24 protein-coding genes and 2 pseudogenes are annotated in these 26,488 nt (G+C 43.9%); 13 read left to right on the forward strand and 13 right to left on the reverse strand.

Annotated features, from left to right (window positions below; translation table 11 throughout):
• Positions 1 to 53 precede the first annotated feature (53 nt).
• The 3 genes from VTH8203_RS12190 to VTH8203_RS12200 all read right to left on the reverse strand — a co-directional run bounded on the left by VTH8203_RS12190 (position 54) and on the right by VTH8203_RS12200 (position 2,902).
• Positions 54 to 500, reverse strand: coding sequence for a DUF1007 family protein (locus VTH8203_RS12190; RefSeq protein ID WP_096993922.1), 447 nt, complete (start codon positions 498 to 500; stop codon positions 54 to 56).
• Entirely contained in the window at positions 493 to 1,791 is a 1,299-nt protein-coding gene (locus VTH8203_RS12195) for a peptidoglycan DD-metalloendopeptidase family protein (protein ID WP_096993923.1), read from the reverse strand. Before VTH8203_RS12195 ends, VTH8203_RS12190 begins: the two co-directional genes overlap by 8 nt.
• Positions 1,792 to 1,975: 184 nt before the next feature.
• Positions 1,976 to 2,902, reverse strand: a complete 927-nt coding sequence (locus VTH8203_RS12200) for an aldo/keto reductase (RefSeq protein ID WP_062459133.1) — start codon at positions 2,900 to 2,902, stop codon at positions 1,976 to 1,978.
• A gap of 96 nt (positions 2,903 to 2,998) precedes the next feature.
• Between VTH8203_RS12200 and VTH8203_RS12205 the strand changes: the two genes are divergently transcribed.
• Positions 2,999 to 3,394, forward strand: a complete 396-nt coding sequence (locus tag VTH8203_RS12205; RefSeq protein ID WP_096993924.1) for a DNA-binding protein — start codon at positions 2,999 to 3,001, stop codon at positions 3,392 to 3,394.
• 66 nt (positions 3,395 to 3,460) lie between these two features.
• Here the strand turns inward: VTH8203_RS12205 and VTH8203_RS12210 are convergent, their stop codons facing one another.
• Positions 3,461 to 4,354 carry a LysR substrate-binding domain-containing protein gene (locus VTH8203_RS12210; RefSeq protein ID WP_096993925.1) on the reverse strand — a complete coding sequence of 298 codons (894 nt, stop codon included), beginning with the start codon at positions 4,352 to 4,354 and terminating at the stop codon, positions 3,461 to 3,463.
• A gap of 93 nt (positions 4,355 to 4,447) precedes the next feature.
• Between VTH8203_RS12210 and VTH8203_RS12215 the strand changes: the two genes are divergently transcribed.
• The 4 genes from VTH8203_RS12215 (at position 4,448) to VTH8203_RS12230 (ending at position 8,736) form a co-directional block, all read left to right on the forward strand.
• Positions 4,448 to 5,329, forward strand: coding sequence for a DMT family transporter (locus VTH8203_RS12215; protein ID WP_096993926.1), 882 nt, complete (start codon positions 4,448 to 4,450; stop codon positions 5,327 to 5,329).
• Between the two features lie 91 nt (positions 5,330 to 5,420).
• The gene (locus VTH8203_RS12220; protein WP_096993927.1) at positions 5,421 to 6,431 is read left to right on the forward strand and encodes an ABC transporter substrate-binding protein; all 1,011 of its coding nucleotides are present in this window, start codon (positions 5,421 to 5,423) and stop codon (positions 6,429 to 6,431) included.
• A gap of 167 nt (positions 6,432 to 6,598) precedes the next feature.
• Positions 6,599 to 7,492, forward strand: coding sequence for an ABC transporter permease (locus tag VTH8203_RS12225; protein ID WP_096993928.1), 894 nt, complete (start codon positions 6,599 to 6,601; stop codon positions 7,490 to 7,492).
• Positions 7,492 to 8,736 carry a quaternary amine ABC transporter ATP-binding protein gene (locus tag VTH8203_RS12230; RefSeq protein ID WP_096993929.1) on the forward strand — a complete coding sequence of 415 codons (1,245 nt, stop codon included), beginning with the start codon at positions 7,492 to 7,494 and terminating at the stop codon, positions 8,734 to 8,736. Before VTH8203_RS12225 ends, VTH8203_RS12230 begins: the two co-directional genes overlap by 1 nt.
• Before the next feature lies 1 nt (position 8,737).
• On the opposite strand, the gene VTH8203_RS12235 is transcribed toward VTH8203_RS12230, so the two are convergent.
• Both VTH8203_RS12235 and VTH8203_RS12240 read right to left on the reverse strand, forming a co-directional pair.
• A complete protein-coding gene (locus VTH8203_RS12235) occupies positions 8,738 to 9,118 on the reverse strand; it encodes a nuclear transport factor 2 family protein (protein ID WP_062459157.1) in 381 nt (126 codons plus the stop codon).
• Between the two features lie 117 nt (positions 9,119 to 9,235).
• Positions 9,236 to 9,511 carry a hypothetical protein gene (locus VTH8203_RS12240; protein ID WP_096993930.1) on the reverse strand — a complete coding sequence of 92 codons (276 nt, stop codon included), beginning with the start codon at positions 9,509 to 9,511 and terminating at the stop codon, positions 9,236 to 9,238.
• Positions 9,512 to 10,350: 839 nt separating this feature from the next.
• Between VTH8203_RS12240 and VTH8203_RS12245 the strand changes: the two genes are divergently transcribed.
• On the forward strand, positions 10,351 to 10,968 hold the full coding sequence (locus VTH8203_RS12245; RefSeq protein WP_096993931.1) for a TfoX/Sxy family DNA transformation protein: 618 nt from the start codon (positions 10,351 to 10,353) through the stop codon (positions 10,966 to 10,968).
• A 586-nt stretch (positions 10,969 to 11,554) separates the two neighbouring features.
• Positions 11,555 to 11,908, forward strand: coding sequence for a DMT family transporter (locus VTH8203_RS12250; protein WP_096993932.1), 354 nt, complete (start codon positions 11,555 to 11,557; stop codon positions 11,906 to 11,908).
• Between the two features lie 63 nt (positions 11,909 to 11,971).
• Here VTH8203_RS12250 and VTH8203_RS12255 read toward each other — a convergent pair whose 3' ends face one another.
• Together VTH8203_RS12255 and VTH8203_RS12260 are read right to left on the reverse strand one after the other, a co-directional pair.
• Positions 11,972 to 13,738: a DUF1501 domain-containing protein gene (locus tag VTH8203_RS12255; protein ID WP_096993933.1), complete on the reverse strand. Its 1,767-nt coding sequence runs from the start codon at positions 13,736 to 13,738 to the stop codon at positions 11,972 to 11,974.
• A 6-nt stretch (positions 13,739 to 13,744) separates the two neighbouring features.
• Entirely contained in the window at positions 13,745 to 15,244 is a 1,500-nt protein-coding gene (locus VTH8203_RS12260) for a DUF1800 domain-containing protein (RefSeq protein WP_096993934.1), read from the reverse strand.
• A gap of 423 nt (positions 15,245 to 15,667) precedes the next feature.
• Between VTH8203_RS12260 and VTH8203_RS12265 the strand changes: the two genes are divergently transcribed.
• On the forward strand, positions 15,668 to 16,837 hold the full coding sequence (locus tag VTH8203_RS12265) for an MFS transporter (RefSeq protein ID WP_096993935.1): 1,170 nt from the start codon (positions 15,668 to 15,670) through the stop codon (positions 16,835 to 16,837).
• 265 nt (positions 16,838 to 17,102) lie between these two features.
• A complete protein-coding gene (locus VTH8203_RS12270; RefSeq protein ID WP_244181205.1) occupies positions 17,103 to 17,834 on the forward strand; it encodes a zinc ABC transporter substrate-binding protein in 732 nt (243 codons plus the stop codon).
• A gap of 42 nt (positions 17,835 to 17,876) precedes the next feature.
• On the opposite strand, the gene VTH8203_RS12275 is transcribed toward VTH8203_RS12270, so the two are convergent.
• From VTH8203_RS12275 to VTH8203_RS12290, 5 genes are all read right to left on the reverse strand, one after another.
• The gene (locus VTH8203_RS12275) at positions 17,877 to 18,377 is read right to left on the reverse strand and encodes a hypothetical protein (RefSeq protein ID WP_096993936.1); all 501 of its coding nucleotides are present in this window, start codon (positions 18,375 to 18,377) and stop codon (positions 17,877 to 17,879) included.
• Positions 18,378 to 18,527, reverse strand: coding sequence for a hypothetical protein (locus VTH8203_RS24770; RefSeq protein ID WP_167385818.1), 150 nt, complete (start codon positions 18,525 to 18,527; stop codon positions 18,378 to 18,380).
• A 565-nt stretch (positions 18,528 to 19,092) separates the two neighbouring features.
• Entirely contained in the window at positions 19,093 to 20,169 is a 1,077-nt protein-coding gene (locus VTH8203_RS12280) for a lipocalin-like domain-containing protein (protein ID WP_096993937.1), read from the reverse strand.
• Positions 20,169 to 22,649 (reverse strand): ABC transporter permease, encoded by a 2,481-nt coding sequence (locus VTH8203_RS12285; protein ID WP_096993938.1) that lies wholly within the window; start codon positions 22,647 to 22,649, stop codon positions 20,169 to 20,171. Before VTH8203_RS12285 ends, VTH8203_RS12280 begins: the two co-directional genes overlap by 1 nt.
• Positions 22,636 to 23,343 (reverse strand): ABC transporter ATP-binding protein, encoded by a 708-nt coding sequence (locus VTH8203_RS12290; protein ID WP_096993939.1) that lies wholly within the window; start codon positions 23,341 to 23,343, stop codon positions 22,636 to 22,638. The genes VTH8203_RS12285 and VTH8203_RS12290 overlap by 14 nt, the downstream gene beginning before the upstream one ends.
• Positions 23,344 to 23,589: 246 nt before the next feature.
• Between VTH8203_RS12290 and VTH8203_RS12295 the strand changes: the two are divergent.
• The 4 genes and pseudogenes from VTH8203_RS12295 to VTH8203_RS12305 all read left to right on the forward strand — a co-directional run.
• Positions 23,590 to 24,516 (forward strand): annotated as a pseudogene (locus tag VTH8203_RS12295) (SMP-30/gluconolactonase/LRE family protein).
• Between the two features lie 103 nt (positions 24,517 to 24,619).
• Entirely contained in the window at positions 24,620 to 25,036 is a 417-nt protein-coding gene (locus tag VTH8203_RS25050; protein WP_244181206.1) for a helix-turn-helix domain-containing protein, read from the forward strand.
• Between the two features lie 12 nt (positions 25,037 to 25,048).
• Positions 25,049 to 25,408: pseudogene (locus VTH8203_RS25055) on the forward strand (IclR family transcriptional regulator domain-containing protein); the annotation flags it as partial.
• Between the two features lie 153 nt (positions 25,409 to 25,561).
• Positions 25,562 to 26,488: hypothetical protein (locus VTH8203_RS12305; RefSeq protein WP_096993940.1), on the forward strand; the 927-nt coding region annotated here is incomplete at its 3' end.

Below are 26,488 nucleotides of genomic sequence, written 5' to 3' on the forward strand. Positions count from 1 at the left end.
ATCGTCGGTCTCGACGACAGTAAACGTCAACAGTTTGAGTGGATTCATCGACCTTAATCGACTGGATTGCCTGCCCCTGAATATGTAAAAGCTGAGAAAGTAACTGGGTCAAAATAGGATTCATCCATACTGACTAAAAAAGGGTTATTAGTCAGTATGGTAGAAGTCATAAGTATTGCGTTATGACTCAACAAAGCGGAGAAGAGCCAAGTAAAGTAATGCGTATTCAATAAATTAGACATCAACCTTACCGCTTCTTTATGCGCTGTTTCTTCGCTATCAAACACTGAAAAATCACCATCTAGCGCGTAGGCACTGGTGAAAGGATCAAACACCCACTCCATGCTGATGCTATCCACCAATGTCCCTTTGCCATTGACCGTTAACTGGTTGCCTATCCATGAATGCGGGTGTGCGTTGGCGTTAGTCGACAGCGTCACCAAAGCGACAAACAATACTCTGCGCCAATAGGAAGACTTCAATACGAACCGATTAAACATGGCGTTTTTCTTGAGCAATACGACTGTCGTCTTTGTTGCCTACAAGTTGGTCGAATTCCGAGATTCGCGCAATAAATGCGGGCTTATCTTTTGCTGGGATCGACGTTGCCATCGGCAAGTTTGCTGTTATTGGATCAACAGCACGATTTCGCACTAGCACTTCAAAATGTAAATGCGGTCCCGTTAAACGCCCAGTTGCTCCGGATAACGCTACTTTCTGACCCCGTTTAACATGATCGCCTCGTTTCACGAGAATACGCTGCAAGTGTAAATATCGTGTTTTGTAGACACTGTTATGTTCAATAACTAAATACTTGCCCGCATAAGGGTGGTTGCGCACCGCGATTACCTTACCATCACCGGTGGAATGAACAGGCGTGCCGACAGGCGTTGCAAAGTCAGTTCCGTTATGTGGTGAAATACGTCCAGTGACAGGGTGAACGCGTCGTGGGTTGAATGGTGAGGTGATTCTTCTATATGGTTTAGCAACGGGATAGCGGTCAAAAGCTTGCTCTAAACTATTGCCTTCACGATCATAGAAACGACCATCTTCAGCCAGAAACGCGGCAACTTCCTTTCCTCTAATCGTAATCGAGATTCCCTGTATTTCGGTGTTCCCAGTTAAATGGTTACGCAAGTATTGCTCATTGACCAGAATGTTAAAGGTATCACCCGCTCTAAAATCTTTGGCGAAGTTTATTTTGTCTCTCAAGACTCGGGTAATATTGGCGATCTGTGTGATCGTTAATCCTGCTTTATGCGCCGAACTCGAAAAGCTGCCAACCACTTCTCCAGAGAAGAGATGTGTTTTCCACTCACCTTGCTCTTCAATAAATTCATAGCTGTAGCTGCCATCTTCCAAGCGTTTATATACTGCCCTTTCCACTAAACTCTCATGATAGGTCAATTGCTTAAGCTGGTTAGTCGTTCGATCTATCACCATTTCTAGGTGATCGCCGGGCTTAATAGTATCGAGTTTCAGCGAGTTTAAATCGGCCTCTAGTAGACTTTGCAGGGTGTTATACGACAAATCCCAGGCATTGAAAATGGTGCTTAGCGAGTCACCAACTTTAACGATGTAATGCACTTTAGCAAGGTCAGGCTTTTCTGCTTGCAGCGATGTCGTTTGGGTTGGAGCGCTAGTTTCAGGGCTATTCAGCGTAGATTTGTATGGTGTAATTTTAATGGTTACAGGTTCGGGCTGAGGCTGTTCTTGTTCTATTGAGAGATATGCTGCGAGGGAAAAAGAGACAGCAGCGATAGCAAACAAGACGTATCGTGGAGACTTCATAAGATAACAATAACTAAAACACAATTGTTATGTTATAACATCACCTTAACTGATAATAAATACCGTTTGTGTCAGAATATGTATCACAGTAAGCATTATTCGCCAAGTCAGCGATTGTTAGAAAAAAACCTCGCCATGAATCACAGCAAGGTTTTCGTCATTTAATGAGGGCAAATTAAGGGGGTTATGGCACACCGTGACCTTTTGCTGCAACCCAAACTCTAAACCACTGTTCACGAGTAAGCTCTATCTCTAGAGAAGCAACGGCTGCTTTAACTCGTTCAATTTTACCTGAACCAATGATAGGTAAAGGATTCGAAGGAAGACGCTTAACCCAGGCATAAATCACTTGATCGATGCTGGCCGCTCCTACCTCAGTGCGAATTGCCTCAAGTTCTTCTCGGACTCGCTTTGCTTGTTCCGATTTGCCGTTGAAGATTTCTCCACCAGCAAGTGTTGACCACGCCATTGGCAACACACGAAGTTGTTGCAATTGATCTAGCGTACCATCATGAGCCACTTCAAAATTAAGCGGATTAATTTCTACTTGGTTAGTCACTAGTGGCTTGCTCAAACGCGATTGTAGTAATTCAAACTGGCGTGGCGAGAAGTTTGACACGCCGAAGTGTTTGACCTTACCAATCTTGTATAGTTCATTAAACGCATCAGCAACTTCATCAGCATCCATTAAAACGTCTGGACGGTGAATTAACAGTACATCTAACTCGTTTACGCCCAAGCGTTGTAACGAGTTATCTACTGACTCATAAATATGTTTTGCACTGGTATCGTAATGGTTGATCTTACGACCTGGATATTTATCTGAGCACAGTTTGATGTCGCATTTAGAGACGATTTGAATCTGTTCACGGACTGAACTATCTAGTGCTAGCGCCTCACCAAACAAACGTTCACACTCATAGTTACCGTAGATATCAGCATGATCAACAGTAGTAACACCGAGTTCAATATGCTGTTTAAGGAAGGTCAGACGTTGTTGCGGTGTCATTCCCCAATCGGCTAATCGCCAATACCCCTGAACCAGTTCTGAAAACTCTGGTCCATTTGGCGCCATTGTCACTTTCGAAACAGCTGTAACATTCGAAACCATTGGTTATCTCCTTATTTAAGTCTGCCAACATCCTATGCTTGTTTTACCTAGCTCTCAACGGGTAAACTTCGAAAAAACGAACTAGAGTACGAAGTTGTGAGCTTTGCAGACAGACTACAAGAATTGATTGGACAAGAGAGTGTTAGCGGATTTGCTCGACGTGTCGAACTATCAGAAGCACTCATTCGCAAATACTTAAAAGGTAGTGAACCAAGCTTAGCAAAAGCTAATCAAATCGCCATGAAAGCCAATTGCTCACTTGAATGGTTAGCAACGGGCTGCGGATACCTGTACCGTCAAGCTGATGTCGTTGACATGGATGCATACCAATTGGCCTATGATACTGTTATTGGTAGTCGCTTAGCGAAGAAGGACAGTTTCCAGCATCGTAAACTCATTACGGCATATCAATATTTACGCGCCACTAAAAAGCCAGATGGATACTTGGATGAATCAGGTATGAAAAGACTACTCACGTCACTCAGTGAATAAATAGCTCCTTGCAACTAAACTCGTGCAACAACCAGCCTGATAAGTAGTGCGTTCTTATTATTACTATCAGTAAGAACGCTCACCACATTGCTGCTGTAACCAACTCGCCAATTTTTTAATTTCTGGCTGTCTTGCGCGGCTCTTTTTGTAGACAAAATAGAAGTTATCACCTGTTTCTAAACCATGTGATGGAATCACTATTAAATCTTGCAAATCCCTCTCAGTCATCATATAGCCGTTAGCGAAGGTAATCCCTTGATCATATTTTGCCGCCTCTATTGCCAGCAGCATATGACTAAAGTGCTGCATATCTAAATCGTTAGGCATGGTGATACCACCAGTTTGGCACCACTTTTGCCAATCTTTACCACGTTCTCTAAAAACAGAATCCGTTGATAGTATTGGATAATTCCAAAGCGCCTCGGGCAGCTTTTGCCCATCGATCTCTTTCCATATTTTATGGCTACACACGGGATAGAGCACCTCACTATACAACGACTCCGCCACGAAATTACGTTTCGGTTTTTCGACCGTGATGAAACAGTCACCAATGTTATCTGATAGCTCAGGATCTTCAGCAACCATATTCAACGTTAGCTCAATTTCCGGGTAGAGGCGTTTAAAATCAGACAGTCTTGGAATCAGCCACTTTACCGCGAGTGAACTGTATAAAGCTAAACGGATCGTACCGCGCTCTCCCTCCCGAATTCTTTGGCTGGCCTTTGCAATCGACGCGACCGCAGGGCTAATCTCTTCTAGATAACTTTCGCCAATTTGAGATAGTGACAGTTTTCTTCCTTGTCGGATAAATAGCTCCTCACCGAGATACTCTTCTAATAAACGGATCTGATGGCTAACAGCGCTTTGAGTCACATTAAGTTCCTCTGCAGCCAACGAGAAGCTGAGGTTTCGCGCCACAGACTCAAAACAGTGAACAGCTCGTAATGGTGGAAGTTTCATTATCTAAATATCTAATACTAATTAAATATTTATCATTTCACTTCATCCTAGGTCATCTCGTATGCTCTCGTAAAGAGGAAGAGGAGAATAAACATGAAACCAATGACAGTCGGTTTAGCGATGCTTTTGCTGGTGTTTGGTAATCAAATTGCTATTTTGTCAGACGCACTGATCAAGAGTGTCGGTAATGACGTCGCTGTGTTTCAATTTGTCTTTTTCCGCCAGTTGTCAGCGGTGCTGATCTTATTACCTTTGTTCTTATTAAGTAAACCAAAGCACATTACCGAGGGTTTGAAGTGGCACACTTTACGAGCACACGTCTGGTTATTTGGTGCCATATTCATGGTATACGCCATTTCATCCATGCCATTAGCAACAGCGAACGCTATTTTCTATGCTGCCCCCCTCATGATGCTCCCTTTGGCAGCGCTGTTTTTTGGTGAGACACTTTCTGGTCAGACCATCACAGCAGCGGTAATGGGCTTTGCTGGCGTGCTAGTGATTATCAGACCTGATCAAATCGACTTTGCCGCCCTATCAGCGTTAATTGTTGCTCTGACGATCGCCGTGAACAACTTATTAATTCGTAAGCTGCCAAAACAGCAATCTGTGGTGCACACTTTACTGGTTACCAATCTAGTCGGCATGCCCGTATCACTATGTTTAGTTTTTATAGAAGGTCAGCCTTGGGACTGGAGCGCCTTTCCTGTGGCAGCCGCATCGAGTACCTTTATTTTGATTTATGCAGCGACATGCGTACTCACCTATCGTTCAGTAGACAGCAATAAAATTGCCAGTGCGGAATACAGTGGTTTAATTGGTGCCGTAGCAGTTGGTTTACTGTGGTTTGATGAAGTTCCAGATATCTTTATGGCACTAGGAACTCTGATGATTGTCATCCCAATCATCTGGTTGACCAAGCATGAAAACAAGCGCAAACAAGTGCATAAAAAGACCGCTATTATTGAAGGTTAGGTCACAGCAATATGAACAGTTTGTGAATGAAGTTTGTAATGTTTTTTCTATTTCATATACTTAATTGCGAACTTTGAAATGGAAAATCACTATGAAACGCTTAACTAGGACGTTATTGTTCTCATCTCTTTTAGCTACATCAAGTCTTCAAACAGCCTCTGCAGACGAGTGTGGAACGGTCACTATTGCTGACATGAACTGGAATTCAGCCACACTCATTGCCAACATCGATAAATTCATTCTGGAGCACGGTTTTGACTGTGATGCAGAGCTTGTACCTGGCGATACTATGCCAACAGGTGCGTCGATGATTTCAAAAGGGCAACCTGATATCGCGCCAGAGTTCTGGAGTAACTCTATGCGTGAAGCCTTGGATCTTGGCGTTAAGGAAGGTCAGATTCAATACGCGGGCACAACCCTTACTGACGGCGGCGAAGAAGGCTTTTGGGTTCCTGAGTACATGGTCAAACAAGATCCAACTCTTGCAACGATTGAGGGCGTACTTGCCAACGCAAAGAAATTCACTCACCCAGAAGATCCAAGCAAGTCCGCCTTCTATACTTGCCCTGCAGGTTGGAACTGCCAGATTTCTGCCGGCAATTTATTTAATGCACTAGATATGGAACAAGCAGGATTTGAACTGGTCGACCCGGGTTCAGGTGCTGGTCTTTCTGGTTCTATCGCTAAAGCATATGAGCGTGAAGAGCCATGGTTTGGTTATTACTGGGCACCAACGGCTGTGCTTGGTAAATACAAAATGGTCAAAGTCGACTTCGGTAGCGGCGTTGATGAAACCATGTTTAAAGACTGTATTACCCAAGAAGAATGTCTCGATCCGAAACCAACTATGTACCCACCTTCTGCCGTTGAAACTGTCGTGACCGATAGCTTTGCGAAGAAATCACCAGAAGCCATGGCGTATTTCAAGCAGCGTGAATTTAGCAATGCTCAAATGAACGGTCTACTTGCTTGGATGGAAGACGAGCAAGCAGATGGTGAATATGCCGTTGAGCACTTTATGAAGGAATACAAAGATACATGGACAGCATGGCTGTCACCAGACGTAGCCGCAAAAGTACAAAAAGCGGTGGATGCACTGTAAAAGAAATATAGCTCTTCATGGATTGTCTCTTTGGATTCAGAGACAAATTGGAGTGAGAGATTGACCCAATACTTGCCAAGGTGGCACTCATTGGCGTCAATCAAACTAAAAGAAGATCCCTTGCTTAGGGATCTTCTTAAATGGCAGAAGTAATCAAGGAGTAACAGATGTCTAATGCCAGTTGGTTGAGTGAAATACCTCAGCTAGATAGAAAACAACTACTCGAAATTCGTAAAACCCTCGATGGTGCTTACCGTGACTTCTCACGTGAATATGGCGATGCAATCGAATCTCTATTCGACCCTCTCTTAAACTTTCTCATTTGGTTTGAAAAACTGCTTCTTGCAAGCCCATGGTGGTTAATACTCGGGATATTGGTCAGCCTCGCCTACCTAGCAAGCCGCTCGTGGAAACTCAGTGCTTCCGTTGGTGTTGCTTTCTTTTTGATTGGATTTTTTGGAATGTGGGACAATACCATGCGAACCATGAGTATTATTCTCGTCTCCACCTTTGTCGCTATCGCACTCGGAATACCCACAGGTATTATTATGGCTCAGTCTAAGAAAGCCCGAGCCGTTATCACACCAATACTCGATATTATGCAGACCATGCCTGCGTTTGTTTATTTAATACCCGTCGTCATGCTACTCGGTATTGGTAAAATTCCGGGCGTAATTGCTGTTGTCATTTATGCCATTCCACCAGTGATTCGATTGACCGATCTCGGCATTCGTTTAGTGGATAAAGAAGTGCTTGAGGCGGCGACGGCTTACGGTGCAAGTCCAATGCAGCGCTTGTTTGGCGTGCAAGTGCCATTAGCAATGCCGAATATCATGGCAGGTATCAACCAAACCATTATGATGGCACTCGCCATGGTAGTTATCGCGTCTATGATTGGGGTGAAAGGATTAGGCCAACCTGTACTTAAATCTATTACCAACCAATACTTCACGTTAGGTCTTTTAAATGGTCTAGCGATCGTGGCACTTGCTATCATCTTCGACCGTGTGTCTCAAAGCTATGCTAAACGAACTCAAGCTCACTTAGGAGGAAGAGAATAATGACTCAACCTCAACCGATCATTCAAATCAAGAACCTCTATAAGATTTTTGGTCCTAAAGATAAGTCTTACTTGCAAGCCGTCAAAGATGGCGAAAGCAAAGATGAGCTACTCGCACGTACTGGTCATACTCTCGGACTTCAAGACATTAACCTTGATGTTTATCCTGGAGAAATTTTTGTCGTTATGGGGCTTTCTGGTTCTGGTAAGTCCACATTGATTCGCCACTTTAACCGCCTTATTGACCCATCTGAAGGTGAGATTATTGTGGATGGCTCTGACGTGATGAAACTATCCGACAAAGAGTTGCGCGACTTTCGCCGCCATAAGATGTCGATGGTATTCCAACGTTTCGGGTTGCTTCCACATAAATCCGTCATCGACAATGTAGCTTATGGTCTACAGATTCAAGGCTTAAATAAAACAGAGCGTTTAACCAAAGCAAAAGAATGGATTAAGACCGTAGGCTTAGAAGGCTATGAGCAACAATACCCTAGTCAGCTGTCTGGTGGACAACAACAACGTGTTGGTCTTGCTCGCGCTCTATGTACCGACGCAGACATCCTTTTGATGGATGAAGCCTTCTCGGCACTCGATCCGTTAATCCGAAGCGAAATGCAGGACCAGCTGATCGAACTTCAGGAAAAGCTGCACAAAACCATTATCTTTATCACTCACGATTTGGATGAAGCACTGCGCTTAGGTGATCGCATCGCAATTCTTCGCGATGGCGTGGTTGTTCAACAAGACAAACCTGTCGACATACTGCTAAACCCAGCGGACGACTATGTTGAAGCCTTTGTTAAAGACGTTAATCGTGCGCGTGCGTTAACCGTAGAGACAGTGATGCAGCCTCCTATTTCGCGCATTACTGCCGAAACTCTTGGTGAAGCGCTGACACAAATGCGTCGTTCAAAACACGATTATGGTTACGTTGTCACTGACGAAGGATATCAAGGAGTCATTACTCAAGAAGCGTTAGAGCAAGTTGAGCGCTCTGATTACCATAAGGAAATTCCTGATGAGATGTTGGATGATGTTCCTGCGGTGAAAAGCGATGCTTTGTTGGAGGAAGTGATTCCAGAAACGCTGGATAACGATCACCCTCTTCCGGTTGTCGATGACAACGGCGACCTTAAAGGCCACCTATCTAAGTCAACGCTTGCTGATGTATTAAGTGATAACACCAGCGAAAACGAAATCTCGGAAGAGGAAACGTCCGAGCCAAAAAAGGGCGCAACCTAACCTAACTAATGGCGCAAACCCAGCGTTTGCGCCATTCTGCCGCCGGATAATCGTCCGGCCAGTATTCTACTTGCTTGACGATTTCTCCATTTTCAACGGTATGAAACGTAATGGCTTTTGCTTTGATCTTTCCATCAGTGACATTCACATCGGTAACGACCGTATTACCCTCTGCAACAATAGAAATGATATCAAACTGCCACAACCCATTAGCGGGATACTCAGTGTTTACCGCAGCAAAGTTCTCTCTTCCCACGATTTTTTCATTCGACTGAGGCCAATGAACTTCAATACTTTCTGCTAAACACTCACTCGCATAATAGAAATCATTCCCTTCCATTGCACGCCAATACGCTTCAACTATCTGTTTAACGTTTTCCATAAATCAACCTTCCACGTTGTTACTGGTGATAATCTAATGTGGAAATAACTGTATACATATACAGCTTAGTGAATTTTGAGAACTAAGACAGAGAAGAAGCGAATGGTATAACGTCAGCTATACCGTCGTCCTTGGTTGAATGACGAAATTGCCCTCCCGAGACTCGGTATAACGATAGCGACTCTCTTTTAACAACCAAGACAGTGGATGGCGAACCCATGGCTGTGGGTCAGTTGGAGCAAAAGCATCGACACCCCGCAAGGAAATACAGTGCCAACCACATTCTTCTGCCTGAAGAATACAACGGCTTGCATGCCAAAGTTGAGCAACAATATTCACCTTGCGAACTTGGGTATAATGAATAGCCTTCAAAGCGACTTCTTTTGTAGTCATATAGGTCTCATTATGCCCGAACTGAATGGAAGTAACGCGCGACTTAAAATTTGGCTGAGAGTCTAGAGAACAATGTCGCAGATTTCCCATTGCAGGATAGCTTGAATCCTTGGCTGACTGAGCATAATAGTAATGACTTGCTCAGCAATGAGTTGATTAACCTCTCAGCCTTCTCCATATGAAAAGGCTAAAATCGGAAATCTAGGGTCAACGACGCCACAGGGTTCGGTGAAGTATTGGTGTTGATTAAGATAGATATCTAACTCACAAAGGGCCGTAGTTGTTATGAGTTGTTCGCAACGAGGGTAGTAATTACGATGAGTCAAAACCCACGAAGTGTCAGGCGTTATCAATTGATTATCAGTCCATGTTAGAACGGTACAAGGCTCTAGCATTTCCACTCCTCACGATATTCAGAAATTGCATTGCAGCATTCGACAACCCAAAATAGTTACCTATACTCCAAACTCAAGCCATCTCAGTAAAGCCTTACCTACAAACGTTCTGAACACGTAGTCTACTGAATGTAGTCGCGATTCATTATTCAAGTAAGTAGTAAACCGACTGAAAACTAATCTGTCTCAAACTTGGATCAAATCTAGAACTTAACCTATTCGCTACTCACGGTTTGCCTCTTCATGTTTTAACAAAGTCGCGCTTCAGTTTTATGAACAGTGAAAAACCTTTACGTCAAAATCGCTTCTAACCGCACCATAACTCCAACCTCACTTTCACAAAATTTGTAACGGCTAAGAATCTGGAACAATTAATGCAGTTGTAATCACAGTTTCTTATCGAAAGCGCAAATTGTCCTATTCGTAACACATTCAAGGAGAGAGATGATGTTAGATAACTTTGTAGACTCAATACAGGCGTACACTGAGCTTAAAGAGATAAGCATCCGTTCTGTATTTGGCGGGAAAGGCGTTCTGTCTAATGGTGTGATGTTTGCACTAATAAAGGGCAACAAGCTCTACCTTAGAGCACCGAATAGTAAGTTTAAGGACGAGTTTTCGCAATTAGGGAGTACGCCATACGAGTTTCACTGGCGCTCACCGTCTCGCAACTACCCTAGCCTTTCTAGTTACTACTCCATTCCTGAAGCGGTAAAGCATTGCGATAAACAAATAGCACAGCTCTGCGAAGAAGTTTGGAGTGTAGGTTTGGAAGAAAAAAAGCGTAAAGAAACGCCCACGCGCATCAAAGACCTTCCTAATATGCAATATAAAACGGAACGAATGTTACGTAAGGCGGGTATCAACTCCATTGATGAATTAAGAGAGCAAGGTCCTGTGAATGCTTATAAAGCAGTGTGTGGTAGCCACGATAAACAGCCGGGAATCAACTTACTGTTTTATATCGCTGGTGCGTTGGAAGGCATACATTGGAGTATCCTTCCTGAAACACTGCGAGAGACACTTTCTCGCCAAGCAGGCTCTGACTATCTTACTCATTAAAAAAACGCCCTGCGGCCAAAGGCTGCAGGGCAAAGCATTAATACAATGTCTATGTTGGATGCATGTGTTAATTGAAAGTGGACAGGACAACTAAGCACATGTCGCTATTAAACCACGTGCTTCATCAACTCGATAGAGAATAACCTTATCAAGGGATTGCAAACCCACTTCAATCGATGAGCAATTGTTTCGAAATGTGCCTGGCCCCCTCAACGAACAATATTTCCTTATCGGATGAGCTTCTTCTTTTGACTAATTCATTAAATTTATTGAGGTTAATTGATGGTCATTGTTGATACGGTAACCAACATATGGCGTGTCTTGGGTGGCGATTGCCCTGCTTGGTAGGGCGATGCACATCGTCGGTGTCACCGCGATTACAACATTTCTTAAGGAAAAGACACTGAGTGCTCAATCCGTATAATTTATGTTGGCGCAGTTCATTTATACTGCGCTTTCACTCATTATATCGGCAATGTAATAATCATTTACCTAACCAAAGCTACCAAAGTTTTTTAAATTACTTATACTCTCGCCCATCAGAATACGAGCGGTTTCGTATTCACTTGTTTGGTGGTAATGCAGTATGTTTCAAACTCTTGTCTCTCTGCCTCCAGCTATTGCACTTTCAATAGCCATTGTGACTGAAGTGATCGCAACTTCGTTTATTCCTAAGACAGAACAATTTACCAAGCTGGCTCCTAGCCTAGTGGTTGGTATCGGCTACGCCGTGGCTTTCTTTTTGTTATCTGTCACCGTTAAAAGTATGCCGGTTGGTGTGGTTTATGCGATCTGGAGCGGTGCAGGTATTGTCTTAGTAGCAACGGTAGGATACTTTGCTTACGGACAAACATTGGACCTAGCGGCAATTGTCGGAATCGGGCTTATTCTATCTGGTGTTCTTGTCGTCAACTTACTTTCGAAAACCGTAGGTCACTGATCTCGACCTCATCGATGAATTCACTGAGGGCCCTGATTTGGGCCCTCAGCTATTTGTAATAATCTAAACAGGCTTACCCCATACTTCAATTTCTTGGAAGTTGTTCCATTTGAGTAGCTTGCTGTTCACAGGGTCATTATTGCCGTTACAAGTAATTCTTAGGGTACGGGCCTGTTGACCACCAAGCTCTACGTCCACATAGCCAGTTGTATCTCCCGGCGTTTGGTAACTCATGAGTTTAGTGAACTGCACGCCATCGCTACTTACCGATATATCCATAAAGTACTGCCTTACATCGCCCTTAGCTTGTGAAAAACGCAGCACATCAAGGCTAGATATCTCTGACAACGTAATATCAAAATGAATCCCTTCACCTTTCGCCGTCCATTTCGTTGTAGGGTCACCATCAACAGCCATCTCTGGTGTATGATCCACTCGAGTCACAGAAGCCGCGACACCGGCGATTGTTAGATTCTCGCTTTCCGTTAAATCCTGTCCTAAGAAACCTAAGTAACGGCTTGGGAAATGATTTTCCTTATCTGGCGACAAAGTTGGGAAGATATAGTCAACTCCGGATTCCGATAATCCAAACCATCGACATAATGTCGCAGCATACTGTTCCGACGATGTGGTAGGTATGAACTTGTTGCCTATTGCGTCTGGACCATCCTTAACAAACTCTGGATAGCGACCATAAGCTTTGCCGCCTTTTACATTGCCGCCTATGACCAATTGGTTACTTCCCCACCCATGATCTGTGCCTCGATTGCTGTTATTTTGAATGGTTCTACCGAAGTCAGACATTGTGAAAGTTACTACGCTATCTTGCAATCCATCAGCCTCAAGTGAGGCATAGAATGCGGAAACAGCATCGTCAATCGTAGTCAACAAACCATCGTGTTTACCACGCTGATTGCTGTGATTATCGAACCCACCTAGCGATACAAAGAATACCTGACGTGCTTGATTAAGACCGCCACTTGATTGGATAAGCCTTTTAACCATTTTGAATTGAGATCCAAGATAACTAGAAGGAATGCTCGGGTCTTCTGGGTATTGGTCGAGCAGATCTCCCAATGTATCTTGAAAATCTAGGATGTCTTGGAAGCTCTGCAAGTATGCCTTACCAAATTCCGATGCATTGTTATCAGCAAGTAGTTTGGTAATATTATTGTTTACTGAATTTACCGACAAAGAGGACATTGCACGAATTCCCGATGAACTCACTCTAAGATCTTGGACTCCCGAACCATTCATTAGCTCGTTGCCACTGAAAGACAGATTAGGTGAAATGGATTCAGCCCCTGTCGCAAGTAGATCCATCATCATTCCAGCCCAACCGTAAGGATGATAGTGACTCGTCTCCCAGCTTCGCTGCCATGCTAGTTGCTGCTTATTATGCGCCCCCAAATTGGGAGAGCGTTTGACACTGTTATAGTTTTCCTTGGTTGTTGGTTCAATTAATGAACCAACATTAACGATACTTGTCGCCACTTTGGCCTCGAACAAACTGGATATTTGGGGCATAGCAGCATTGAGGGCTAAAGACTGCTGATTGTCGTCCAAAACATGACCAATTTGCGACACCTCATGTTCCCATAACTGAATATCTGGCCGGGAATCTCTATAATTATTTAAATTTTCTCCACCTGTTGGAACAAGCATATTAAAAGAATCATTACCACCATAGAGAAATAAACAAACTAGGGCTTTATAATCATTTCCTTCATTCGCTAAAGCGCTCGACGGCAATGATAACGTCAATGGAATAGAAGTTGCTGCAGAACTATAAAGAGTGCTTTTAATAAAATTACGTCTTGTTAATTTCATAGTACTTTACTCCTGAACCATAAAGTTGGGAGAAATAAATGCAAAATAAAGCATGGCTGATACCGAGTAGGGTTTATTATTATCGCTTTTTGCATTCCATAAACCTTCAAATCGAGGCGCTAAATCTGTAGGAACTTCTCCTCCAAAGAATCGATTTGCAATTAAATTTATAAGCTGTGAGTAGTCTCCAGATGCCGATACAAAATCCGACACATCCGGATAGAGTTCTCCAGAACTATTTGAGCTAGTTTTATAACCATTATCGGTAACCAGTTTCCAAGCAATATTGCTCATTTTTACGGTTTGGTTCCAATCAATGATCTCAAGTTCAGGAGCAGTTAACCCTTGTTCGCCAAGACCGCCCATTGGTAGGTAATCCGGAGAGTAGAAATTAAATACCGAAGGTGAACCCAGTGGATATTGACCAAAAGTGTCTTGATATAGCATGGCGTTTGGTGTGATAGTTGCGCCTGCCCCCGGTTTGCTATCCAAGGCACGATACAGATAGGTCATGGCCAATATGGGCTCGCGAAGTTTCGCGCGAAATAGACTTCCTTCTGCATTTACTTCGTCATCAAGTAACACTGCTTTAATCACTGCCGCTAGGTCTCCATCCGTTTGTTTAAACACGGATGACACTCGCCCCACATAGGCTGGAGTCGGGTTAGAGGTGACAAATCGCTTAATCAACAAGGTGGAAATATTCGGGGCGGTATTAGGGTGTTTGACTAGCACATCCAACACGTGATCGAGTTCTTGTTCCGCTCCAACGCCAGCCGGAAAGCTTTCTCCTAAAACCTCTTTTGATTCCATATCGTGGTATACATCGTTCGCTTCCATTGGAGCATTCATGCTGCTATTAGACATAAACCAACCAGTAAATATTCTTGCCATATCCTCTACATCGGCATCGTCATAATTAGCTTCGGGGTTACCTTGCTGGTCTAAATAAATTGTTCCGTTTGGATTAAGTTTATTTAGACCTATCGTAAACAACTGCATGATTTCTCGTGCATAGTTTTGATCTGGATTCACACCAGTTTGAGACTTGGGAAGGTTACCCACCATAGTCAAGTAATGCCCCATGATTGGTGAGCGTGTGACATGGTAAAGCAGCGTTTTGTAGTCGCTAAAAGCGTATGTTGTCAGAATGTCATAATAGTTGGCTAACTCTAATGGATACGGTGCCAACTGCGCATCACGGTCGCCCACAACCAGTATTTGACTGAGTGCGAAGGCAACTCGTTGACGTAACTGAGCCTCATCTTGCAAAGCAAGATCAAACCAAGCACAGACTCTCATTTCCTGAGTGAGAGTTGTTTGACCACGCTGTTGCTGCTGCACTAACGTTTGTGAAACATGGTTTGTGTAACTGAGGTTAATCTGTTGGTCGATCCAACCGTTTCTATCATCATTAACTAATAACGCTTCAACATCGCCTTTCTTAATTCCCATTGTCGCTGCATCAAGAAATTTAGACGCCTGTTTATATGATAAACCATCCATAGTTATTCCTTATATTATTCCCTAGCCCGCATTTATAAAACTAGTACCAACAAAATATATTTCAAACACAAAAACCAGATTTAAAATAATTCCACTGAAGCAAAATCACATATATAAAAATCAATACAAACACTTATCGACAAATTATATTAACCACAACAATTAGACTTTAAATAACATAATAGAAAACATTAAAATAAGAACAATTACTTTAATAATAAATAGATCAGAATAACTCGCGAAAAACAAAAGTATTTTTTAGGCGATTGTCAATCGTCGATAATCTAGATTAAACATTCCAATTTTCATCGAAGAATTTTATAAGGTGAGCAAATAACCGATTTTTAAAAAATTACAGATTGCTTTTCTAGCTAGTTCCTGCACCATAGAGGCTAAACTAATGTGCTACTAGTAAGAAATATCATGAGATCTCTGCCATGGAATGCTTGGTTACTTGCCACTGTCCAGCCTTTTGTCCTCTCTGTAGGCGCTTTAAATGTATTTTTGGGAGGCATTGTCGGTACCAGTCTTCATAGTGACCCAACCCTCGCTACTTTTCCGGTCACTGCTTTGATTTTAGGCGTATCGCTTAATATCTTTCCCGCAGCTCGTATCCAAAGAAAAATCGGTCGAAAGCGCGCTTTTGTTATCGCTGCGCTAGTAAGCAGCGTCGCGGCCTTCTTTGCAGCTTGGAACATCGATAATGGCAGTTTCTGGGGATTCTCACTGAGCACTTTTATTCTTGGTACTCAGTTAGCTTACGTCGGTCAATATCGATTCGCAGCAATAGAGAGTTGTGCAAACCCCTCACAACACGCCAGTGTGATCAGTTTGGTTTTAGTAGGTGGCATTGCAGCAGCATGGGTTGGTCCTGAACTGCTCAATTTAGGCCAGTTTATCCCAATGTTTGAGTCTGATTACGCTCGGGCATATGCGGCACTAGGGACTCTAGAGATCGTTGGTGCTCTCATTCTGGCTATCGCAATGAAACCTCTAAAGATTCACGATAGCAATAACGAGGTAGGTGAAGCGCGTACCCTTTCACTTCTACTTAAACAGCCCCTACTTTGGCTCGCTATCGGTGCTGGGCTTACCGCTTATGCAGTTATGGCTTTCTTAATGACAGCGACACCACTTGCGATGTCAGGTCATGGACATGATATCCAAAGCGCAAAATGGGTCATTCAGAGTCATGTCATGGCAATGTACTTACCCTCATTAATCACTCCGCTGATCATTAAGCGCATCGGTCTCTACAAGTTGATATCCTTAGGTTGCATTATATTCCTTGCTTGTATTGTCATCGCTCTACTAGGACATTCCGTACACCATTACTGGTGGGCATTAGTAGCACTTGGCGTGGGTTGGAACTTCTTATTTATCGGAGGGACAACATTATTACCTCAAACATACAAGCCTAGTGAGCGATTCAAAGTGCAAGCCGTAAACGATTTCTCTATCACTGGATTTCAAGCGGCGGGTTCGTTAGGAGCGGGATTCGTCCTCTATACTCAAGGCTGGGCATGGATGCTATTAGCCTCGTTATTTCCTGTTGCCCTCTTGTTCGCACTCAACTGGGTCGTCAAGCGATAACGTGTCATCACGTCAGCGCAATATAAGCTTGCTGCATGACGTGATGGCTTTTCCAACCAATTCTATTCTCGACAATATCAGCTGCAAATTATGGTTATGTTATAACACATCAAAACACACCCATTGACTTTGTTATGACTAAATACCTACTTCCTCTCCTGTTATTGTTAGCACTACCAGTACGCGCAGCAACCATACTTAACTCGATAAAACCATTAGAAATGATTACTTATGAATTGGTTCAACAAGCGATTCAAGCTCTTCATTGCTCTCACAAAATGCTTCACCTCACGATTACGCTTTAAAACCGAGTGATATTCAAAAAATCCAATCTGCTGATTTGGTTGTGTGGGTAGGCAGCGATCTTGAAGTTTTTCTGGCTAAACCTATCGCGAAATCCCGACGCTCACTCGCTCTCGCTAACAATGAAAACATGCCGTTAAGAACGTTTACCAAGCCATGCGGTTGTGGCCATAAGCACTCCCATTATGATCCCCATATTTGGCTCGACCCTGAACAGGCGAAAATTATTGCTCAATCCATTACCAGTGAACTTATTAAGATTTCCCCAGATCTGAAGCACGATTATTTGTCTAAATTACTGCAGTTTAATCAAACACTGTCTCTGACGGTTGAAAGGATAAAGCGACAACTAACGCCTATCCAACACCAAGGTTACTTCGTCTTTCACGATGCCTATGGTTATTTTGAGGACTATTTTGAACTCAACAACCTCGGTCACTTTACCGTTCATCCTGAACGCCCTATTGGCGCCAAAAAGTTAATTACCATCAAAAACACCATTGAAGATCAATCCGTCCAGTGTTTGTTTTCTGAGCCGCAGTTCACACCGGCTCTTGTGGAACAAACCGTCCGAGGTACTCGTGCTCAAAAAGGAGAACTAGATCCTGTAGGGAGTATGATCGCTGTTGAGAAAGGGAGTTATTTTCGGTTTCTTGAGTCTATCGCCAATGGGCTAATTCAATGTCTAAATTAAGGTAGGATTGAGATTTAAAGGCCGTTGAAACGGCCTTTAATATTAACAAAAAGTGCCAAGCTGACAGTGCGAGTAGCTGGCGTGCATATCGCTCACTTTGACCACCCTCTGATTGAGGTCTCCTTGACCAGCAAGTTGGATCTGATACCAACGATTATATCGCTTGTCGTCAGACGTTATGGTGTCGGCCACATATTTCAAGACCTGATCATAAGTCGCGACGTTTTTTTCTGACAAACGGTAGCTCTCAATAACTTGTTGTCGCTTTTCGTCAAGCTGGTTTGCCAATACGATACGATCGTTTTTCATCTCGACATCTTTTTCAGTAACGAGGAGCGCTAGATAGTAATAATTCAACGCCGCGTCTAACTGCGCTTTGTTTGCTGTTAATGTATCCAAATGGTACATCACATCGCTCTCATCAGGAGACGTTTTGTCGAAAGATGCCACAAAGTCTTCACTGTCTAGCGTGTCTCGCGAAAAAGACCAATCGTATACAACCAGCAGTCCTAACATCACTAATAGAACCCACTTTGTCTTCATCTACATCACTCTTTCAACTTGCCCAGAAAGATATTCGAAGCTTTCCTCTACCTCTACCCAGCAATCAACTGTTTGACCCTCTATCTCAAGGTTATCGCAATCTTCTAATACACCAAACTGGCCACTTGTAAGCATTACTACAATATCCATGTGTCATTCCTTGTGCAGTACTCAGATAGAATTAAAATTAGTATTGAACCGACAAATCTTCAAGCCAACAAGACTAAAGTCTTATCCATGATGACATGCCCCAAAGGGGTTTCTATCATCAATGCGGAGTCTCAATCAGATATAAAGATTTTGATTCTTGACCCGAGAAAAGTCTTAAATTAGGTCCTTACGTCTCTACCTATTTCCACGGTGTTATGCCTTCATTGCTTCGTTCGCCTTCATCACCAAGAAACGAGGACTCTCCATCGTGACCGCATAGCAGCGTATCTTTTCTCTCTTAAATGGGTATCCGCTTTCTTTCCACGGCTTCGAACATTTTGCGAAGCGGCCTGCGATTTGATGGCCGCAGTAGTGGCAAACTCCAAAGCGAGTTACTAGGCCCACGTTTGGCAACCACTCCTTAATCCGGCTCAGTTCTTAGGACACCTAAAACAAAAAGCCGGATGGCCTCTAGATTTTTGGAGTATTCGATCCAAATCGCCGCTCTCGAAGTGCAAGCACTGAGCCGCCCATTCCGAAGGTTAAAGGCATTCGAAAGCTCTGATTAATAACCAGTGAGCTCCATATATCCTCTACCCTGATGAGAGCCCTCAACGATAATTGGGCCTTCCCAATATGGGACGGAAAGTGGCATTTTGGCGTTAGGATTAAGTGCTGAAAGCTTTACGTTAATGCCCTGAGACACGACTTTTAGTATCCACTGCGTTGGGTATGATTGGCCTTCAATTATCGTTTGTTGAGCGGCTGACAGTTCTAGATCGTTTTGAGTCAAAGTAATGCCTCGACCATCTTTATACATTAATCGCCCATAAGAATAACTCGCTTGTCCGGTCGCAGCATCACGCAATTGAAAGACAACCAAACTCGTTACTTCGTCTAACCGTATCGCGAACCAATCCCACCCTTGTTGAGAATCGAGCAAAAATTGAGAGCTCCACTCTCGGTCTATCCAGCCTTGTCCAGATACCTGATGACTTTCTCCATTAATCGATACAGTGCCGTTAACATCGATAAAGGGCTGGCTGTAATAATACGATGCAACCTTTCCGTCAGCGCTTTTCTCGCTATAACCTTCATCACCTTGTTTTTGATAGGGAGCGGTTCGAGTCAATGACAATTGATAGCCAAATTGGTTTGATGCGACATCAAGGGTTGCTGGGAAAAGATCGTTGGTTGTGGATGTCCATTGCCAATCATCAATAAAGACTCGAAGCGGTTGGCTTGATACATCCGCTATTTCTGGGTGCTGGCGAGACCATTTCTCATCTGCAAGATGAGTATTAGGCGTAGTAATCGCACTGTGCGCCATAAAGATCTGCTGGCTCTGCCATCCATTTTTATTAGCTGGTGCCTCAGAACTCACCGCCAAGCGAAACTGTGTCCATTGAATACCATATTCTCGGCCTTCGGCATCCTGCAAGTTTGCCGTCAGATACCACCACTCTTGGCGAAAGTCGTTGTGAGCTTGATGATCTTCTGGAAAAGAAAGATTGCGACCACTTTTGACCTCTTCAAATTGACCATCATCGGAGCCTAGCATTTGACCAAAACTTGGAGCGTCAGGCTCACTGCACCCTATAATCGTCAGTAACGATAATACCGCCATTATCTGTTTGAACATTACAGTACCTCGCTTTGCAAACTTGCGACCACAGGACGAGTCACCAAACGCCACAAAGGAATAATGGTCGCGACGATGGTCACGACTACGGTTACGGTCGCAAGGCGAGCCACATCCATCCAGCTCCAAACAAAGTTCAAACTCCAACCAAATGCTCTCAATGTCACAATATCAGTCAGCACATAACCGACCAATGCGCCCAGTGGCAAGGCAACCAATAATGTGAACAGCACCAAAGTGACCATTTGTCCTACCACCATCACAAACAATTGCGATTTATTGACGCCCAGTGCATAAAGCCGAGCGATTGCGGCTTTGCGAGCGTCCAGTAGCATAAAACAGGAAGTAAATAAGCCGATAACAGCGACGAGTAACGTCACACCATTGAGAGCGCTGGTAATAGCAAAGGTTTGAGCAAATATATTGAGCGCAATCGCCTTAATTTCTGCCTGATCAAACAATTGACTGGAGTGTAAATTCAGTTTGGTTTTTAATGCTTGCTGCATAGCTTCGCGGTTACCGCTCACCTTCACACCTAAACTGCTTGGCACCATCGAGAACCCTTGTGATTGCCATAACTCAGGCGAGATAAGCACTTCGCCATCGGGCGAACCATAATCATAAAAAATGGCACCGACTGTCAGTGTCATGCCAGACATAAAGTCTCTAGGCAGCTCACTTCCCAGTACTAACCCCAGTTTCACTGCCATCGGCTCACTGATAGTCACGACATCCCCAGCATAGAAACGGGACCAAAAATCATTGACTTGTGATTGAAACACCATGGTTTGTTCTAAGGTTATACGATCTTTGGTACCTAATCGTGTGGGCAGTCCACTGACGTTAGATTGCACATAATATTGCTTATAGACCTCTTCCACGCCGTCGAAATGAGCTAACGTCTGCTCGACTTTAGTCATGTCACTTTGTGCAGGACTGACATAAATATCCGCATGCAGGCGCTGCTCTAGCCAATGTTTCAATGTCGACTCGAAACTGCCCACCAAGGTGTTCATTCCTATGTTAGCGGTAATAGCCAACAACAGCGCCATCATAGCCAAAGACAAAGGTGCAATCAGTTCCCGCAATTCCGCAAACAGGTACTGGACCAACCCAGTAGAGGTTTTACGTTCTGCTATTCGAGCCAGCAGGCCAAGAGACTTGGGCAGCAACATTGGAATCGCAACAATAAACACACCCAGCCAAAACATCGTTAAGCGAAAATAACTACTCAACCAAAGGCCAATGAGTGCCACCACCACAAGTATCAGCCCAACGATCATCAAGCGGTTTTCATTGCTCTGTTCAGGAGATTGATAGAATCCGCCGTGGGAGGATAAGGGTTGTTGTACCCTCTGTTTGAAATGATGCCAACAAGCGAACAATGCCGCTACTAACGTAAGTAGCAATGCCTGAGCCCACCATTGCCATTGCCATGTTCCCGGCAATAACGTTGCGCCGTAAAGCTGCTCTAAGGTGAGTGCTACCGTGGGATGTAACCAATGACTTAATTGGATACCAAAGATAAACCCAAGACTGGTGCCTACAGTGACCAAAAGCACCAGTTCTAAAATCAGCACCAAGAAAACCGTGTTAGGTGTGAGTCCCGCTTGCTGCATTTGCACTAACAGCCGATTGCGTTTCAGTAAGCTGTATTTCACACCGTTGTAGGCAATGAATAATCCAACCAGAAATGCCAACATACTCATTGCAGTGAGGTTGAGGTGAAAGCTCTCTGTCAGTGAACCAAGGTCTGAGCTTTTTGTATTGGCAACCCATTGTGCTTCGCCTGATATCAACGCTTGCCACTTAGTATCGTCCGCCACCTTGTTATCTAATATTGCAATGTAGCTAAGCTGCCCCTGTTTGTTCAGCAAACGTTGGGCAAGGCTGATATCCACCAGCAAGCGACTTCCCAACTGCCATTCGTCAGGTACGACAACAAACTGGATAGCAACGTCGTCCAAAACAGCAGTCTTAGTGCCGCCCATCCTTTGATACTGAGTTTCGCTTACAATGACAAAAGGTTCGCCATTCATCAAATTCGCCAGAGGCAATGCTGAATTAGATAAAGACACATCATCACTCTCTGACTGTAATCGAGAGCGTGAAGTGACGGCCGCTACAATGTCACTTCCTTGGATAGAATAACGTCGCCCAGTATCATCTCTCACTCGGCCCTCAAGTATTGGCAACGATTGACTCAACCCAGATTGACGTAATGAAAAGTACACGGATTCAGCAAGATAGCGCTGTCCAGGCATTGGAATGACTAGATAACTCGCCTTGACGCTAAGCGACTCTGCCGATTCCGCGTAACTGCGTTTTGCGTTTAAATTGATCGCTTGCACGGCCACAAATAACGTCACTGCCAAGATAATGCCAATAAGAATAGCGAGTGCCTGTAAAGGCGCTTGACGATAGTGGGCAGCAGAAATGGACAGAGCGACTCGTAGATGGGTTCCGTTACGGTGTTTCATAAAGCAATCCGTTTTCTAGACGGCAACGTCGCTGCATAAACGCCGCACATTCTTCGCTGTGAGTGACAAGCAAAACAGATGTATTTCCTTCGCGGGTAATATCTTCTAACAGTCGCATCACTTCCAAACCCGCTTTCTGGTCAAGGTTTCCGGTGGGTTCATCTGCCAAAAGCAATGCAGGTTGATGCGCCAACGCCCTTGCAATCGCCACTCGTTGTTGCTGACCACCTGATAACGCAGAAACGTGGCGTTCAAGCAGTGGTTGAATATCCAATTTAGCGACTAAATAGTCGCACCAAGCGTCCCACTTCCGTTTGTTTAAACTTAAAGGAAACTCAATATTCTGTCGGACATTTAACGGCGTTAGCAGGTTAAATTGCTGAAAGACTACGCCAAGCTTGTGGTGACGAAAATAGCCCCATTGCTTATCGTTCCACGTTTGCGCCAATTCACCAGCCAACTCTAAGGTCCCACTGGTCATTGGCTCGAAACCACCCAAAATATTCAATAGCGTGCTCTTGCCACTGCCACTTGCGCCAGTGAGTGCCATGCTCTCTCCCTCCGCCAGCGACAAGTTCACTCTGTCCAATACGTGATGAGATTCTTTTCCGTCAATAAACGTTTTGACCGCATCTTTCAATACCACTACTGACCTTGGTAAAACCGTCGCTCTTGGCGCTATTGAGCTTTCCATCCAGATTCCTTATTTGGGTTTGGAAACTTTATACGTACTCGTTAAGGTAACGGATGCTTACCTTGTTGAGCGAGCTAATTATCGCAATTATAACGGATATTTCTTGTGCGTTGCGTCCACTCATTAGCTAAGTCGTTGTGTTTTCGTTAATCCACTGCGTCATTCCACATATTCCTGAAAGAAATCGTTCTCCAAACCATAAATTAAACTATATTGATACAAAACGTATCGATATGTACAATTAAAATGCATTCAGTAAAAGGAATTAAAACAACCATTGGCGAGTCGCCGATTTGGAAACCCGACACCAATAGTCTCGTCTGGGTCGAAGCTGCAGGTAGTGAGATTTTTGAGTATTCGATTCACAGCCAGAATACCCAAGTCTTTCACGTACCTTTTGATATCACGGCGATTGCACGATGTGAAGGCAATGGTTGGATATGTGCTAGCAAACAGGGACTGTTTTATTGTACTTCGAGTTTTGACGATTTTACTCCTATCGCTGATCCCTGCTTTGGTTCAACTAAGCTTCATTTAAATGATGCGGTTACGGCGCCGAATGGTCATTTATGGTTTGGTTCGATGAACCACAAGCAACTTGAAGCTCCTGATGGCAAGCTTTACCGACTAACGGCGAACACCGCGCTTGAAATGGATTCTGGATTCAGCGTCGCCAACGGCATAGCGTTTAACCCTGCACTCAAACGCGCCTACTGTTCAAATATGTTCCAAAGAAAAGTATATGAATATCAACTTGATGATTCGATGACCCAAATAATTTAAAAGGCGGTGTTTGTTGAGCTCGATGAGTGCAAGGGCTACCCTGATGGGCTGTCCGTTGATCGCCACGGAAACCTGTATATCTGTCACTGGGACTGCGGCATCATTTCCTATTACACTCCATCACAGAACAAAATAGGCCATGCCACACAACTTGGTGAAATCAATCTTGCAGTTAAGCACGCTACGCGCTGTACTTTTGGCGACGAAGATTTCAATACCTTATTCGTTACAACGGCAGATTATGAGCTTACCACTCAAGAGTCGGTGTTATATCCCAGTTCAGGAGAAGTCTTTATTCTCGATGCGCCGACTCAAGGACGAGAAGAATATCGGGTCAATAGCGACGTTTTGCACCACTCAAATCAAGTCAATGTCTCTTTAACCAGTTGAAACTCGTAAAATACTTTGGGAATATAAAGTTTTGCTGCCCACATGACTGCGTTAACGCAGTGACATTGGATATTATTTTAGGGTGAGCTTTTAAAAGGAATCTATGGTGTCGGAAAAAGTAAATTCAGTCGATCGTCTTATCAACGTTATTGAACGGATTGGCGAAGCAAAGAGTCCTATCTCAGCTTCTGATATTATCTTCGAGTCAGGGATTCCCAAGCCTACTTGCCACCGACTGTTGCAGCAACTCGATGACGCAAACTACATCCAGTCTGATGAACGCGGTCATTTCTATCCAGGCTCACAAATGCTATCTATCGCGTTGGATGTAAGATGGACCAATCAGCATAAACTGCAACGACAAGCTATTCTGCATGGCCTTTCTCGTAAACTAGAGGAAACCTGTGGTTTGGCCTTGGCGAATGATGACCCTAGCCCGCATATGGTCTACTACGACCGAATTCAAACCAATTGGCCGCTGCAAATTGTCATTCCGGTTGGTTTTCCCACTCCAGTGTAGGCATCCGCCAGCGGCAAGCTTTATTTAAGTACTTTGACGCCTCCTCAATTACGTCGAGTATTGAGTAAGATTGAGCTCAGCCAGTGTGCGAAGAACAGCATTATCGACAAGCAGAGCCTAAAAAAGGAGCTAAGCTTTATTCAACGCAGAGGATACAGCGTGGATGATGAAGAGTTCATTGATGGTATGGTGGCGATAGCACTTCCCCTTTATGACCAATTTGGCAACTTTATGGCAGCCTTATTTTGTCATTGTCCAAAGAGCCGCAAAACCGTTGCCGATCTCGAAAATTACCTCCCTATTCTTCGTGTCGCCCAACAGAGCCTAGAAGCCGTATATCAGGAAATGAAAGAACTGGCGGAAAGTAAATAGCAAGGTGTGACTCATCTTTACCTAATCATACAGTCACATAGCTAAAGCTTCCTTAAACTGGGGGCATAGTAATTACCAAACTTAGCTGTTTTTCACTCAGTTCGTTAGCTGTTCACGTTCGCTATCTCGCCATTTCAAGGAACTCATCAGATTATGAAAAAGCTCTGCTTTTTAGCTGCATTACTCATCACTGGTCATGCACAGGCACAATGGGACAACCCTGTCGACCGTTATGCCAACGAATATAAAAACCATATCTCTGCTAAATGCCCGATTCCAAAAGACAATATTCAGCATTTTGTGTACTTTGCACGTGATCGAGAAGCCATACACAATCACCCATTGCTAAACAACACTCGCTTTTCGGGTGCGCAAATCATGTACTCTTGGGCAATGTTAGAACCAGAGAAAGATCAGTACGACTTTTCTATGATTCAAGCCGATTATGACTATCTAAAAGCACATGGCAAAAAGCTCTTTATTCAGCTTCAGGACGCGACCTTTGATCCTCGCTACAAAGGTGTACCTAGCTACCTCTTGTCTGATGAATACGATGGTGGTGCGGTTTACCAATACACAGACGACGGTGAGCCAGAGGGTTGGGTGGCAAAACGGTGGGACAGCAAAGTAAGAGCGCGTTTCGCGAAACTCCTCAACGCATTAGGAACACAGTTTGATGGAAAAGTGGAAGGCATCAACCTTCAAGAAACCGCTATTGGCGTTGAGAAAGATCCAAGCTTCACTGAAGCGAGTTATGTCGAAGGACTCAAGGATAATATGCGAGCCATGAAACACGCGTTCCCAACCTCCACCACGATGCAATACGCCAACTTTATGGTTGGTGAATGGCTACCATGGGAAGATAAAGGTTACTTAAAGAGTATTTATCAATATGGGCAAGAAATAGGCGTTGGCCTCGGCGCACCTGACCTTATGATGCGAAAACGCGGACAATTAAATCACGCCCTAGCAATGATGCATGAGAATAACTATACCGTGCCACTTGGTATCGCGATACAAGATGGTAACTACATTGGCCAAAGCAACAATACTGACGTCGTAGATAACCGACAAAGTCTT

Source organism: Vibrio thalassae, from assembly GCF_900089835.1.
In the GTDB taxonomy this organism is placed as follows: Bacteria; Pseudomonadota; Gammaproteobacteria; order Enterobacterales; family Vibrionaceae; genus Vibrio; species Vibrio thalassae.